The following is a 14,598-nucleotide window of genomic DNA, read 5'->3' as shown; positions in this document are numbered from 1 at the left end:
GTGGGCGCGAAACCAACATCGGGCGTACGACGAGTGCGTCGCGCGTGCAACCTATGCTTCTGCCATGCACGTTCTCTTCGTTTGTACGGGAAACATCTGCCGATCACCCACTGGCGAACGCCTTGCACGTGCTTATGCCGCCGAAGCCGGAGTTTCCGGATTCACCGCGTCGAGTGCCGGAACCCGGGCGATGGTCGGACACCCGATCGAGCCGACTGCTGCGAGGGTTCTCGCGGGGCTCGGCGGCGACCCCACGGAGTTTCAAGCCCGACGCATGACAACAGCGCTGGCCTCGGACGCCGACCTCATCCTCACGATGACCGAAAGTCAGCGAGACAAAGTCCTGGCGATGGCTCCGGCGCGGCTCAAGCGCACGTTCACACTTCGAGAAGCCGCACGATTGGGCTCGCTCGCAGATGCACGAACTGTCGAGGACCTCGCCGCCGCCAGGCCCCGATTTCGTGCCGCCGAACCCGAGGACGTCATGGATCCGATGGGTAAGGAAGAGAACGTGTTTCACGAGATCGGACTTGAGATCGCTGATCTCCTCGGCCCGCTGCTCAGCCGACTTCGCTTCGGTGAGCGCTGAGCGCGGGCACCGCGGTCAACTGCGGTAGCGACTTGTCCGACTCGTAGTAGTAGCTGTACTCGTACGCATTGCGTCCGCGAGACGGCGTCATCGTGATGACAGTGCCCAGGACGTGTGCACCCACACTCTGTAGGTTTCCGACCGCGCGCGCCAGTTGATCGCGCTTCGTGGAGCCGTGTCGGGCGATCACCAGGGCACCGTCCGACATCGCGGCCAGGACCGCGGCATCCGTGACGGGTAGCAACGGCGAGGCGTCGATGATGACGTAGTCGTATCGCGCCCGCAGTTCATCGAGAACATGTTTGGCCGTGTCCGTGCCGAGTAGTTCGCTCGGGTTCGGCGGGATCGGTCCGGAGGCGAGCACTGTCAGCCCGTCGAATTCGGTCGGCTGAAGCACATCGTCCAGCGTCGCTTGACCGGAGAGCACCGAACTGACGCCGACGCTTCCGATCAACCCCAGATACTTCGACACTCGCGGCTTCCGGAGGTCGCCTTCCATCAGGCACACTGACTTACCGGCCTCCGCCAAGACAAGAGCGATGTTCACGGCGGTCGTCGTCTTACCCTCGGAGGGAAGCGAACTCGTGACGACAATGACACGCGGTGGATGATCCACCTCGAGGAACTGAAGGTTGGTGCGCAATTCACGGAAGGCTTCGGCACTCACGGAATTTCCGTCACTGAAAGTGATCGCATGGTTGACTTCGACGACTTTGTCGAACGGGATCGTGCCCACCATCGCCGCACCCGCAATCTCTTCCACCGTTCGACGATCCTTCACCGTGTTGTCGAGTCGATCGCGAATCAACGCAAGCGCGATTCCCGACACCAGTCCCGCCACTGCTCCGAGAGCGAGATTGCGCGAAGTCTTGGGCGAAACGGGAACAGACGGCTCTTGGGCCTGTTGCTCGACGACCACACGTGCAGGCGGCGTTCCGCCGTTCTCGGGCGTCTCCAGTTCCTTTGCCAGTGCGACGAATTCGGACGACAGAGTATTTGCGATCTCTCGCGCGAGCTCCGGTGAAGGATCCTTGACTCCGAGGTCGATCAACACAGTGTCGGGCGCCGACGTCGCAGTGACCTTGGAGGCCAACTCTTCAGCCGACATCCCGCCGACCACCCTCGGTCCCAGTTCGTCGATCGTCCGCTGCGCAAGTGTCCGGCCGGTCAGGAGTTTTGTATAGGACAGAACTCGCTGCTGTGAAAGTTGACTGCCCTGCAGTGCCTCGTTGACCGAGGTACCCGCCGACGTCGAAACGAACAGCCTCGTCGAGGCCTGGTAAACGGGCGTCGAAAGAAGAGAAGCGCAAAGGGCTCCCAGGATTCCGAGCACGGTTACAGCAGCGACTATTCGCCATCTGGCTTGCAATATCTTCAGGTAGTCGACAATTTCCATCTTGATGTCTCCTTCGGCTCACGCATGTCCACTGCGGGTCTGAGCGGTCTTTGCCGGTCAGACCGCGAGGGCGAACCGGGCTTTCTCAATTTCGATATCGATCAGCTGCGACGGACGAAACGTCCTGTGCTCACGGGCGTCCCAGTCCGCGGTAGTTCCAACCTGCGCCTCGCCACTCGTCGGGGGAAAGGCAATTGCGCCCGTCGACGATCACCTTCTTGCGAACGACTGCATCGAGATCGGACGGATGCAACTTCAAAAATTCGGGCCACTCGGTCAACACCAGGACGACATCGGCGCCTTCGCACGCCTCCAACGCATTTGCCGAATAGGTCAACGTCGGGAACAGCGCACGCGAATTGTCCATGGCCTTCGGGTCGTACACGTTCACTGCTGCGCCTTGAAGCTGAATCTGACCCGCGACGTTGAGCGCCGGCGAATCACGAACGTCGTCCGAGTCCGGTTTGAACGCGGCACCCAGAACTGCGACTCTCGCACCGAGAAGCGATCCGCATGCCTCCCGCGCCAGTTCGACCATGCGTGTCCGTCTGCGCATGTTGATGTTGTCGACTTCGCGTAGGAACGTCAGTGCTTGGTCGGCACCGAGTTCACCGGCGCGAGCCATGAAGGCACGGATGTCCTTGGGTAGGCAACCGCCGCCGAAACCAATTCCCGCGTTGAGGAATCGACGTCCGATCCGAACGTCGTACCCGATCGCGTCGGCGAGCACTGTGACGTCGGCGCCAGCAGCCTCGCACACTTCGGAAATCGCGTTGATGAACGAGATTTTCGTGGCCAGGAATGCATTCGCTGACGCTTTGACCAACTCGGACGTAGCGAGGTCCGTGACGAGAAAGGGAATTCCCTCATCGAGGAGGTCTGCATAAACCTCGCGCGCAGCAGATTCCGCGCGACCGTGTCGACCGCGGTCGACCCCGAGCACCAGACGATCTGGATGCAATGTGTCCTGGACGGCAAACCCCTCGCGCAGAAACTCGGGATTCCATGCGACTTCGACGCCGTCACCAACCGGTGCCAGTTCCCGCGCGCGCTTACCGAGCCGTTCCGCGGTTCCCACCGGCACCGTGGACTTCCCGAAGATGACCGCGGGTTTGGTGAGCAGCGGTGCCAGAGTTTCGATCACGGCATCCACGTAGACCATGTCAGCGGCGAACTCACCCTTCTTCTGCGGCGTACCGACCCCGAGGAAGAACACGTCCGCAAATTCAGCGGCTTCCTCGTAAGACGACGTGAACTTCAGCCTTCCTCGATCGATGTTTCGTCGTAGGACCTCGCCCAAACCTGGCTCGTAGAAAGGAACTTCCCCTGCTGCCAGTTTCTCAAGCTTTGCCGCGTCGACATCCACTCCGAGGACCTCGTGACCGAGTTCGGCCATACACGCCGCGTGTGTCGCGCCCAGGTATCCCGTGCCGAAAACTGCTATGCGAGTGCTCATGTTGCTCGATCTGCTTTCTCGACAGTGTGTGAAGTGTTGATGGGATGGGTAATTCAGGTGCGCACGGCACCGATGTTGTCTCGGTACCACGAGACCGTCGACGCGATTCCTTCGCGCAATCCGATTGTCGGCCGCCATCCGAGTTCACGAATCATGCTCACGTCCAGAAGTTTCTGCATTGTTCCGTCAGGCTTCGAGGTGTCCCACCGCGTCTCGCCGGTGTATCCGACCTCGTCGGCGACCATCGAAGCGATCTCACGAATTGTGTGGTCCTCGCCGGTTCCCACGTTGACGTGCGATGCACCGTCGTAGTTGTCGAGCAGATGCAGACACGCCGACGCCAGATCGTCGACATGCAGAAATTCACGTCGAGGATTGCCACTCCCCCAGTTGACAACCAACGGCACTGCGGATGACTGCGCCTCGTCGTAGCGCCGAACGAGGGCGGGAAGTACATGCGATCCACGCGGCGAGAAATTGTCTCCCGGGCCGTACAGGTTGGTGGGCATCGCCGAGATCCAGGATCGACCATGCTGCCGCCTGGCAGCTTGAACATGGAGTATTCCCGCAATCTTTGCTATTGCATAGGCGTCGTTGGTCGGCTCGAGATGCCCGGTGAGCAGGTATTCCTCCTTGATCGGCTGCGGCGCCAATTTCGGGTAGATGCACGATGATCCGAGGAACAGGAGACGCTCGACGCCGTGTGCAAGGGCAGCGTCGAGCACGTTCACCTGGATACGAAGATTCTCCGACAGGAAGTCGACGAGGAACGTGCTGTTCGCCGCAATCCCACCAACTTTTGCTGCTGCAAGGATCACGTTGGTCGGCTTTTCGCGGGCGAAAAAATCGAAAACAGCTTCCCGCTCACGCAGATCGAGTTCGGCGGAGGTCTGTCCGAGCAACCGTGAGAAGCCGGCAGATTCCAGTTTTCGCCACACCGAAGAGCCGACCAAACCTCGGTGTCCAGCCACGTAGAACGGTGCGCCCCGATCGAGTGGTCGCGCTGCGAATGAATCACTCATCGCGTCGCCAACCAGTCGGGAAGTGCCGGAGTGTCGATCCACGGGCGCCCTTCATGTTCGAGCGCTTCGATGTCTGCATCGACCATGATCCGGGCCAGTTCGGGTGTGTGCACGCCGGCCTTCCAACCGAGTTTGCGCTCGGCATGGCTCGGATCCCCGATCAGTGCGTCCACCTCGGTCGGCCGAAGATACCGTTCGTCGAATCGAACGTGGTTCTCCCAGTTCAGACCTGCGTGTTCGAAAGCGACTGTGAGGAAGTCGCGCACCGAGTAGTTGCCACCGGTGGCCAGCACAAAATCCTCAGGCTCGTCGACCTGCAGCATGCGCCACATTCCCTCGACATACTCCGGCGCGTACCCCCAATCGCGTATCGCATCGAGATTACCCATGTACAGATGATCCTCGATCCCGGCCTTGATACGTGCGACCGCCCGCGTGATCTTGCGCGTCACGAACGTCTCACCGCGCCTGGGGGACTCGTGATTGAACAGAATTCCGTTCACCGCGAAGATTCCGTACGCCTCACGGTAGTTCTTGGTGATCCAGTACGAGTACACCTTCGCCGCACCGTAGGGCGAGCGTGGATAGAACGGTGTCTCCTCGTTCTGCGGCGGTGGTGTGGCACCGAACATCTCAGAGCTCGACGCCTGGTAGAACCGGCAGTCGAGTCCGGCCATCCGAACCGCCTCCAGTAGTCGGATCGACCCGACGCCTGTCGTGTTCCCCGTGTGTTCGGGTTCGTCGAAGCTGACTCTGACGTGAGACTGCGCAGCGAGGTTGTATACCTCGTCCGGTTTGATCTGCGCGAGCAGCGTCACCAGGCGCGCTCCGTCACTGAGGTCACCGTAGTGAAGGAAAAGCCGTGCATCCGCATGGTGGGGGTCCACATAGATGTGGTTGATCCTCGAAGTATTGAACGTCGACGATCGACGGATCAGTCCGTGAACTTCGTAGCCTTTGGAGAGCAGCAACTCGGCGAGGTAAGAGCCGTCCTGTCCCGTGATTCCGGTAATCAGTGCGCGTTTCATCCTGCGTTCCTTCCGTTGCGGGACAGCCCGCCTGATAGTTGCGAAACCACGGTTGTGGTCCGTATTCCTCCGAATCGCCCGGCAGTCTTGATCTCGCTCATGTGCGTCCCCCCGAACGGCCGAGGAACTTTCGAATGTCACGCGATGCCAACCGAACAAATGTCGAGTTACCGAACAGGTAGCGCCGCCACAGACGTTTGGGTTCCGATGCAAGTCGATACAGCCACTCGAAACCCGAGTTCTGAACGAAAGATGGTGCCTCCGAGACAGTTCCGGCCAAGAAGTCGAAGGCCGCGCCGACACCGACGGCCACGTAGTCGGTTCGATCCGCTATCGCCTTCGTGACAAAATCCTGCTTCGGAGCTCCCAGGCCGACCCACACGATGTCCGGGGCCGACGGACCGACCTTCGTGATGATGTCATCGACGAACTCCTTGCTGAACGCGGCAAACGGCGGGGCATAAGTGCCAGCCACCTCGATGCCCGGGTATAACTCCTCGACTCGATCCGTCAAGAGGCTCAACGTCTCTTCTGTCGTGCCGACAAAGTGGTGACGAAGGCCGTAGCGGCGCCCCTTGTCCAGGGTGGCCTCGAAGAACGACGGACCCCGGACTGGTCGAACACCGACGTGATCGGAAGCGGTGCCGCCGATCAGGCGCATCACCCAGTTGACCGGGGTTCCGTCTGCGAAGTTCACACCGGGACCCTTCAAAACCGCGGAGTAGTCGCGATCGCTGTGCGCCGCCGACACGCAGTAGGAATTCGACAACCTCACGGAGACTCCGGTTCCCGCTCCCTCTCGTCTGTCGTTGACTACCCAATCGGTAGCTCCCTCGAGATTGGTCGCGGCAAACGGAATGCCACCCACCTCGATGACCTCGAACGGACTGCTCATCTGTCTCACCACTTCTTCGAGTTCGTTTGTTGACGTTCATTGCACTGGCCGTAACTGCGCGACAAGACCGATGTCAACCGAGATCGAGTCCAATCACGCTGCGGTTCAAAGAAAGAAAGTTCTGTCTCGACAACCGATCGAGCGATACGAGAGGCGAGAGTCGAGGCCGGAGCAACCGGGATCGCCACGGCGTTACTACCGGCCAGTGTCGGCACACCGCCGAGATCCAAACAGACCACCGGGAGGCCCACCGCAGCCGCTTCGGCCGCCACCCAGCCGCCCGAATCGTGCATGCTCGGGAAGAGCAGAACGGAGGAGGCCCCCATCTCGCCCACCACTTCCGATCTGTCGAGCCACCCGCGAAGCGTGACCTGACCGCGCCGATACGGAAGCGACTTCTCAATCCGCCCGCGGGCGGGTCCCTCCCCGACAAAGGTCATGGACCACTCGGCGCCCAAATGCTCGAGCGCGTCCAGAATCAGGTCGATTCCTTTGTACTGCAACAGTCTTCCTACGAACAAGAGCCTTCGTTTCGGCCTGGGTACCGCTTGCTTCTCGATTCCGTCGTAGTCCAGAACACAATTGGGTTGGATGACGACGTTGCGTGCCCGCGGTGCGCCACGCCCGCTGTCGGAGTTCATCGCGATGAAAGTGTCGACTCGTCCGGCCATGAAGACATGTGTCAGTGACCGAACGGCTTTCGTCGAGCAGGTTCGAACTGCCGTGGTTGCCAGATACCGCATACCGATGCGCTTGGCGAGCGGCATCGGCGGGTAGGTGTTGCCCCCGGCAGGCCCCCATACGAGTCGTGCGCCGCCGGCTCCACCGAACAGCACCGGTGGTGGCAGCCAGTCGGAGGCGAAAGTTGCATGGTGCAGGACGTCGAAGTTTGCCGCTTCACGCCGAACGAACAGTGAAGTGTGCCAGAGCCATCGGAGGTATCGACCGTACGATCCGGCTTCTTCCGCCGTCAAAGTCGCTATTCGCACGACACGAACTTCGCCACCGAGCTTTTCACACTCCGCTTCCAAAGCAGGAGCCTCACCGGAGCGAGTCACCACCGTGATCGACTCACACAGTTCGGAAGCCGCCGAGAGAAGCGCCCAACCCGCACCGGATTCACTCCCTTGATTCGGATCGCAGGCGTATGCCGTCATCAACAACCGTGTCATCGCGCTACCACCAGCCTCTGTGCGCGCGACTTCCGAGAATCGCGGCGGCTGAATCGCTCTGAGAACCAACCGATGTTGCGTGCACCGTGGTCGAGAACCACGCGTTTGATCCGTGGACTGATCAGGGCAACGGGGATCAACGTCGCCGACGCGAGTACGAGCAGAGCGCGTTTGGCACTCTGAGCCGTCAACAGTGGCAGGTCGAGCTGTCCCTGACAGACCGCGAGGATTCGTCCGTTGTTGACATACCGGGCGAAGAGCCAGGAGTCCCGACGCCGATCCTCGTCGACGGGTTCGTACGCAAGCGCCTCGTCGCACCACAACAACCGGACACCGCCGGCGCTCATCCTGAGCGTGAACTCGGTGTCCTCGCCGCCAGGTAGATCCCAGTCGTCACTGAAGTTCAAGCCGTTCAAAGTCTTCAGGTCCAACAACAGATTTCCAGCGCCTGCAGACGCAACCGGGGTGCCGGTCGAATGGCGAACGCGAGTGTGCAATGGAAGTTCTGAGGCAGGCAGACCCACCGGAATCACAGGACCGGCCACAGCACCTGCGTCGAAATCTGCGGCGCAGGTGAGGAGATTCGACAGCCAGTCGACATCGACGTACTCGTCGTCGTCGACGAAGACGATGTAACGACGATCTCGTGCACGGGCGAGATCGACCAGCGCACGTCGCGCCGGAGATACCCCACCAAATCCGAGATGCAGTCGTTCGATCCCGTCGGCAACATACGTCGGCGTGGTGGATTCCGGATCATTGTCGCCTACTACGACCTGGGCGGAGACACCGGAAGCCTGGATCGATGCCCGGACGCTGTCGATGCATACAGCCAGTTCCGATTCGCGACGGAAGGTCAGAATCGCCACTATGACGCCGCTGGGATTCTTCATGAGAGGTCAACTTTCGGTCGGGCGCCACGGTTCATCGAGACCAGGAGTGCGACGCTCGCGCTGACGCACGCCGACGCGGCCAATGCTCCTGCGACGTGTACGGCGCTGTCGGTCAGTCCCGCCCCGAGAACGATCAGAAACTGCAGAGGCAACAGCAAGGCGCGAAATCTGTTGAGGTTTCCCGTCTTGTCCACGACGCGGATCGACGTGCCGACTCCCAGCAGAATCCCGTTGAACGCCACCGCCAACCCGCACAGCAGAATGACCGGTATCAAGTTCGGAAAGTGCGGCCCGACCAGATGATCCATCAATCGCACTCCCGAGAATCGAATCTCGAGCGTGAGACAGATCAGCGAAACGCAGATGATCGAAACCCAGAAGATCTGCAAGCCCACTCGCCGGCCGAGTGCCATGCACTCGCTCGGGCTCATCGCTTCGACACCACTGCCGAACTTACGCATCAGAATTGGCGAGATGCCCGCGAACATCAAGGACAGTGGACCGAGCAGTGTCTGGGCAGTTCTGATCTCACCGATCATCGAGATCGACGCCACCACGGTGAGTATCAAGAACATCGCCTGCTGCGCAGCTGATCCCATCAATATCTCGATCGCAAACGGCACGGATCTGTATCGGTGAGTGCGCGAGTACCTGATCGACGGCACCGGCGGTACCAGACGCATGGATGCGTGACCGAGAGCGAGCGCCACGAAGACACCGACCGTATAGGTCACGAGTGCAAGTGTCAGATTCTCGACCAGGAAAGCTGCAATAAGGACGAACGAGAGTGTCACGATCTGTATCGACGCAGAGATCCAACTCGCACCGTCGTGCATCAGCATCGTGCGTATCACGTCCAACACCACGAAACCAGCTGCAGCCAAGGCGTATACCGTGAGATTCATCGAGTCCGAGCCGGCGATCACGAACAGTGCCCATACCGATGTCACCGATACCGCCGCCAGCACGATCGTGGGTGCCAACGCCGGTCCACGCTCGTCGGACCCCGCCCCTCGCGACAGCCAGACGTCGACGCCGATCGCTCTCCCCAGTGCCAGTGCCAACAGACCCGCCGATTGAATCACGGCAACCTGGCCGACTTCGATCGGACCACCGAGTCGTGCCACCGAGGTGAGAACGACAAAAGTGAGGACGCTCGAAAGCCCTTGATCGGCCATGAATGTCACATACCGAGTGCGATCGTTCACGATCTCACCTCGTTGATGAGCTCACGCATCGACGTCGCCGCCTTGCGCGATGTGAAGCGATTCGAGTAGTGACGATAAGCGGATCTGCGTATCGCCGATCGGTCGTCCGCTCCGAAGATTCGGTCGAGGGCCTCGCGTATCGACGACTCTTCCAAGGTATGGAGAGGCGTTCCGCCCGGTCCGACGATGTCCGCGAGTGCACCGCTGGTTGCGTAGATGACCGGGGTGGCAACCGACATCGACTCGATCGCAACGCGTCCGAACGGTTCTGCCCACTGAGACGGCACCACGGACGCCGCACTGTCGCGGAGTATCTCGATCACATCTTCGTGTGAAGTGAATCCGGCCAGCGTGACGTTGTCGAGAGCTGCGCTTATGCTGGAGATCTCGCCGTACTGCGGTCCGTCACCGAGAACTGTGAGCGAGGGACTTCCAGCGCCCTGCGGCCAGTTGCGCACCAAGTCCAGGACGCCCTTCTCCGGTGTCAGTCGGCTGACGCACACGACCGTATCAGCGCTCCGGAACTCGGGTTCATTTTCTTCGAATCCGAAGTTCGGACGAACCACGACGCGACCAGAATCGATCAGTCGTCCCTCGACCAGACGTGCTGTCATTGCGCTCGTTGCGACGAACCTGTGCTGCTTCCACCCCAAGACGCTCAGCTTGACCGCCGCAGCGCTCAGGTAGCAGACAAGGCTCTGCAGTCGGCTGTTTCCGTAGCATCCGTTGCGGACACAACTCGTGAAGTAATTGGTGGAACCGCATTCGGTGCACGTGCCATCTGCGCGCAACTTGGCTGACGGTGTGGCCAGGCGATAGTTCCGAACCGCCTGCAACGTAGGAATTGCGGCGGTTCGTGCGGCCACGAGCAACGAAGCCGAGAACGCCGGCCAGAGATTGTTCACGTAGACGATGTCCGGTCGCTCCGAACGAATGATGCGCAACGCATCGACGAGTACTCGAGGACTGAACACTGCGGTGACTGCCGCCCACGGTCCCCGGGAGATCTTGGAATTCTCGGTGGTGCACTGAACCGTCTCGTATCCGATCGACTCGAGGAGCTTGGATTCGTTCGCGAAGCTCTGCTCCTCACCACCCGGATTCCGATAGATCGCATGGAACATCAAGGCTTTCGGCGGCGTGGATCCACCGGCGGACGTCGGGTTCACTTCAGGCTTCGAACGCGCCACATCGAACGACTTGTACATCTCACTGACCTCCTCTTCGCTCCGGAGCGAACCCGTACGCACGACCCCTACGGATCGACAATTCGGCGTTGCCTGCACTGTGAGAGCGGTGCGTCGAGGGTCCGTACGGCGCCAGGAAGACCCATGCGATCAGCCACATGGCGCCGAAGAAGAGCGTCGACTCCGTCAAGTCCATCGAGAAGACGAGAACCATGATCGCGACGACGGCGATGTACTCCGTTCTGCTGCGAGCTCGCCCGAGCGCCGTGTTCAGAAGCAGGTAATAGCCGGCCAACAGCAGCAGGAATCCGATCCAACCGATCTGGAGACGAATGTCGAGCATTCCGTTGTGCGCGCTGGTCGCCGGAAAGGACAGCTTGGACCGGATCATCTGTCCGACAACGCTGTCAGGTGCCCAGACCGAGCCGAAGCCCCATCCGAGCAGGGGCCGCTGTTCGGCGTAGTACTCGGATACCGTCCAGAGATGCAGCCGGCCGGTCAACGTGACATCTCGCGAGAGTAGCGCTGCGACATCGGGTCCGAGCACCTTCATCGCGCCGGACACCCCGATGTACAGCCCGATGATCACCGTCGAGGCGAGGCGAACGTTAGGTGTCCGTCGAAGGCACTTCAGAGCAAGCACTGTCGCCAGCGCAATCCCTGCAGCGACGAGACTGGTCTGGCTCCGGGCTTCGAACAACACGATGCCGGCAACAGCCAACGCCGCCACCCACGGAATACGCTTGACGTCGGGAAGCATGAGCATGACAGCAACAAGGACAACTTCGATCGCAGCCATTCGGCCCAAAGTATTCTTGTGCGTGAAGATTCCGCGATAGGCAACAGTGCGGGTGTCCACATCGATGCCGGTCGAAGGATCGAGGACCACGACCATCAGCGACAGCACGAGTAGTACCAGCAAGGTGACGGCCACAGTCCGCACTCGCACCGGGAAGGTCAACTCGCGGGCGACCATGATTCCCGTGATCGCCAGGCACACGATGACGATGCCGGCGACGACGGAGTTCCGGGGCAACGTCGACCAGTACCAGCTGGTTGCCGGAACGCCGGCCGCGATCAGAAGCGTGAAGACAGGCCAGGACGCGTTGCGTGAGTATCGCCGGTCGAGGAAGTAGACCAACGCGAGTGTCGCCGAGAGAACAGCCGAACCGTGTACGAGCAACGATCCGAGCGCTGTCTTCTGCGTGTAGGCCTGAAAGGCTCCGCTCGCGCCGATGACCGCGATCACCAATGCCGTTCGCAAGATCAGCGGATTGTTCGGTGCCTCATTTTCGCAAGGCGCCGGTGCCGCATTCTTGTCAGTAGGCGCCATCACTTCCCACCACCGCCTTGAGCGTCTTCGCGACGATCATGACGTCACCCATCATCGACCAGTTGTCGACGTAGGAAAGATCAAGGCGGACAGTGTCTTCCCACGACAGATCAGAACGTCCGCTGACTTGCCACAGACCGGTGACACCGGGCTTGACCAGTAGCCGGCGACTGACCGCACCGTCGTACATCTCGACCTCGCGCCGAAGCGGTGGCCGCGGTCCGACGACGCTCATCTCGCGCCGAAGAACATTGACGAACTGGGGCAACTCGTCGATCGAGTACCGACGCATGAAGCGACCGACCGTCGTCACACGCGGATCATCTCGCATCTTGAAAAGCACTCCGGCGCCTTCGTTCTCCTTCATCAGCGCCGTGACTTGAGAATCCGCATTCTGGACCATCGAGCGGAACTTGAGCATGGGGAACGGCTGCCCGTCCAACCCCATCCGCTCGGACTTGTACAGAACCGGCCCCTTGCTCGTGAGCTTGACTGCGATCGCAGCCGCCAGAAGCACCGGACTGATCACGGCGAGTACCACGGTCGAGAAGACGATGTCGAAGGTCGTCTTCGTGAACTTCTGCGCGCCGTGATAGCGCGGACGCTCGACATGGATCAGCGGAAATCCAGCGACCGGGCGCATCGACAGTCTCGGTCCGGACACATCCAGAATCCCTGGTGCAACAACAAGGTCCACATGATCGCGCTCGAGATCCCAGGCCAACGTGCGCAGCCTTTCCGGTCCGAATCGCTCCGACGCCGTCACTGCCACCGTGTCGGCACCGACCTGTTCGATTGCGTCCGTGACACTGTGCTCATCTCCGAGCACCGGAATGTCCCGACCGTTCACTGTGACAACTTCGCCCACGTCTCCTCCGTAGCCAGGTACGCAGACTCCGACGACTCGGTATCCATGGGCATCGTCTCGCTCGAGGTTGCGTGCAAGATCGACAACTGCCCCTCGCACACCGACCACAAGTACGGCAGTTCGAAATTCACCTCGGGCTCGCTCACGAGCAATCACCCGTCGCCAGATCCAACGACTCGCGATCAAGGCGGTCAATCCCATCGGAAACGCCACGGCGAGGTACAGGCGCGCGATCTCCAGGTGAAGGAGAAGGCTGGCGATCGCAATCAGTCCGAACAGGCGGAGCGTTCCGACAGCGATCAATCGGTACTCTTCAGGGCCGCTTCCGATCACGCGAGGAGATCTGGTGCGAAATACTCTCAATACGGCGAACCAGCCGATAATCAGGGCGAAAGACAGTGCGGTGTAGCTGAAATGGCCGAACGCTTCGCCGTCGACGACGTCCGCGTCGCTACCGAATCGCCACCATTGAGCCAGAAACACAACTGCCGCAACAATGATCGTGTCGGTGATCGCCAGACGACGAAGATACGCAGATTGCCATTTCCTGCGTGCGGAAACTCCACCAGCCCTCTCGGGCGCTACTCGTCGGTGTTGTTGTGGCCGTTCTTTCGTGGGCGCGGCCATCTCGAGAACCGTCATGTGTTCAGAAACCTTTCCCCATGCACAAAATTCGGCCTGAAGCTGTTCGCCGGCCGAGGTCCATCGGACCGCCTTGCCGAATCCCGAAACTTCGACAGCGAAGCAACTGCTCCGCATTGCTGCGTTCAGTGCGAATGGTCGCATTACGTGCGCCTTGCAGTTAACCCGGCGACTGTTGTCAGGCCTCGGCCCAACTGTCGATTTATGCGGCATTGCCGCAGCTCACACCCCATGATTGAAGCAGAGTCCACTAACGACCCAAACACAGGACGATCGGCGATTTCTCCTCGCCCGCTGACGTCGCCAGCCTCGATATTGTCAGGACTCACGTCTTGGCAATTTTTCGGCTAGCTGGTCAGTACCAGTGAGGAGTTTGCCACATTCCGGACAGTGTGGCAATAGCGCTTTCCGAACTTCTTCCGAACGCCAGCATTGAGGTCAGTTATTCACCCTCTAAGCAGGAGGGTGCGAACATTCCTCACCATTACCATTGCGTACCTATAGTTTTCATCGCCTTGATCAATTGGACTCCACGTTTGGACGGAAACCAGCACGCAGTTGGTAATCGCTCTGCAAATAGAACCAACACCATTCCGGCCGATTGGCAATTCTGGACAATCGTCCGATGCTTCGCCGTTGAGAGCGTCATGCGATAGTTGAAGACGAACTATTCAGCGAATTGGGCCAGACCCACCATAGGTTGATCTGCAAGTCGAAAATGATTGCAGTACCGGATTATTCGTAAATTGAGCCGAGCGCCGGCCCGAAGCTGTAGTGCGCGGAGACTGCTGCCGAATGTCACTGGCCCGATGATCATCGGCACTTATGGGAAGGAGAGCACGTCGACTGAGTTCGTAAACTGCTGAATCCCAATCGATCCAGCTCACCCAGACCGAATCAGACGTTGAC

At 60.2% G+C, this 14,598-nt stretch carries 12 protein-coding genes; 1 reads left to right on the top strand and 11 read right to left on the bottom strand.

Annotated features, from left to right (window positions below):
- Window positions 1–64 precede the first annotated feature (64 nt).
- Window positions 65–589: an arsenate reductase/protein-tyrosine-phosphatase family protein gene (locus tag AC3WQS_RS26015; protein WP_069146129.1), complete on the top strand. Its 525-nt coding sequence runs from the start codon at window positions 65–67 to the stop codon at window positions 587–589.
- On the opposite strand, the gene AC3WQS_RS26010 is transcribed toward AC3WQS_RS26015, so the two are convergent.
- The 11 genes from AC3WQS_RS26010 to AC3WQS_RS25960 all read right to left on the bottom strand — a co-directional run bounded on the left by AC3WQS_RS26010 (window position 561) and on the right by AC3WQS_RS25960 (window position 13,689).
- Complete coding sequence (locus AC3WQS_RS26010) at window positions 561–1,985, bottom strand: tyrosine-protein kinase domain-containing protein (RefSeq protein WP_021333832.1); 1,425 nt, start codon at window positions 1,983–1,985, stop codon at window positions 561–563. The two genes, AC3WQS_RS26015 and AC3WQS_RS26010, sit on opposite strands and share 29 nt — an antisense overlap.
- Before the next feature lie 130 nt (window positions 1,986–2,115).
- Window positions 2,116–3,441, bottom strand: coding sequence for a UDP-glucose dehydrogenase family protein (locus AC3WQS_RS26005; RefSeq protein ID WP_462376112.1), 1,326 nt, complete (start codon window positions 3,439–3,441; stop codon window positions 2,116–2,118).
- A 53-nt stretch (window positions 3,442–3,494) separates the two neighbouring features.
- The gene (locus tag AC3WQS_RS26000; RefSeq protein ID WP_029254711.1) at window positions 3,495–4,463 is read right to left on the bottom strand and encodes a GDP-L-fucose synthase family protein; all 969 of its coding nucleotides are present in this window, start codon (window positions 4,461–4,463) and stop codon (window positions 3,495–3,497) included.
- Window positions 4,460–5,491 (bottom strand): GDP-mannose 4,6-dehydratase, encoded by a 1,032-nt coding sequence (gene gmd, locus AC3WQS_RS25995; RefSeq protein WP_452621911.1) that lies wholly within the window; start codon window positions 5,489–5,491, stop codon window positions 4,460–4,462. Before gmd ends, AC3WQS_RS26000 begins: the two co-directional genes overlap by 4 nt.
- Before the next feature lie 97 nt (window positions 5,492–5,588).
- Entirely contained in the window at window positions 5,589–6,386 is a 798-nt protein-coding gene (locus AC3WQS_RS25990) for a WecB/TagA/CpsF family glycosyltransferase (RefSeq protein ID WP_019747422.1), read from the bottom strand.
- Window positions 6,387–6,391: 5 nt separating this feature from the next.
- Complete coding sequence (locus AC3WQS_RS25985; RefSeq protein ID WP_197940786.1) at window positions 6,392–7,558, bottom strand: glycosyltransferase family 4 protein; 1,167 nt, start codon at window positions 7,556–7,558, stop codon at window positions 6,392–6,394.
- The gene (locus tag AC3WQS_RS25980; RefSeq protein WP_070797264.1) at window positions 7,555–8,451 is read right to left on the bottom strand and encodes a glycosyltransferase family 2 protein; all 897 of its coding nucleotides are present in this window, start codon (window positions 8,449–8,451) and stop codon (window positions 7,555–7,557) included. Before AC3WQS_RS25980 ends, AC3WQS_RS25985 begins: the two co-directional genes overlap by 4 nt.
- On the bottom strand, window positions 8,448–9,659 hold the full coding sequence (locus AC3WQS_RS25975; RefSeq protein WP_084325748.1) for an MATE family efflux transporter: 1,212 nt from the start codon (window positions 9,657–9,659) through the stop codon (window positions 8,448–8,450). The genes AC3WQS_RS25980 and AC3WQS_RS25975 overlap by 4 nt, the downstream gene beginning before the upstream one ends.
- On the bottom strand, window positions 9,656–10,867 hold the full coding sequence (locus tag AC3WQS_RS25970) for a glycosyltransferase family 4 protein (protein ID WP_492713176.1): 1,212 nt from the start codon (window positions 10,865–10,867) through the stop codon (window positions 9,656–9,658). The genes AC3WQS_RS25975 and AC3WQS_RS25970 overlap by 4 nt, the downstream gene beginning before the upstream one ends.
- Window position 10,868: 1 nt before the next feature.
- Complete coding sequence (locus tag AC3WQS_RS25965; RefSeq protein ID WP_269577930.1) at window positions 10,869–12,179, bottom strand: O-antigen ligase family protein; 1,311 nt, start codon at window positions 12,177–12,179, stop codon at window positions 10,869–10,871.
- Window positions 12,166–13,689 (bottom strand): sugar transferase, encoded by a 1,524-nt coding sequence (locus AC3WQS_RS25960; RefSeq protein ID WP_269577931.1) that lies wholly within the window; start codon window positions 13,687–13,689, stop codon window positions 12,166–12,168. The genes AC3WQS_RS25965 and AC3WQS_RS25960 overlap by 14 nt, the downstream gene beginning before the upstream one ends.
- Window positions 13,690–14,598: the final 909 nt, after the last annotated feature.

The organism is Rhodococcus sp. FW305-130 (assembly GCF_058788335.1).
This window is presented reverse-complemented; position numbering and strand designations above follow the sequence as displayed.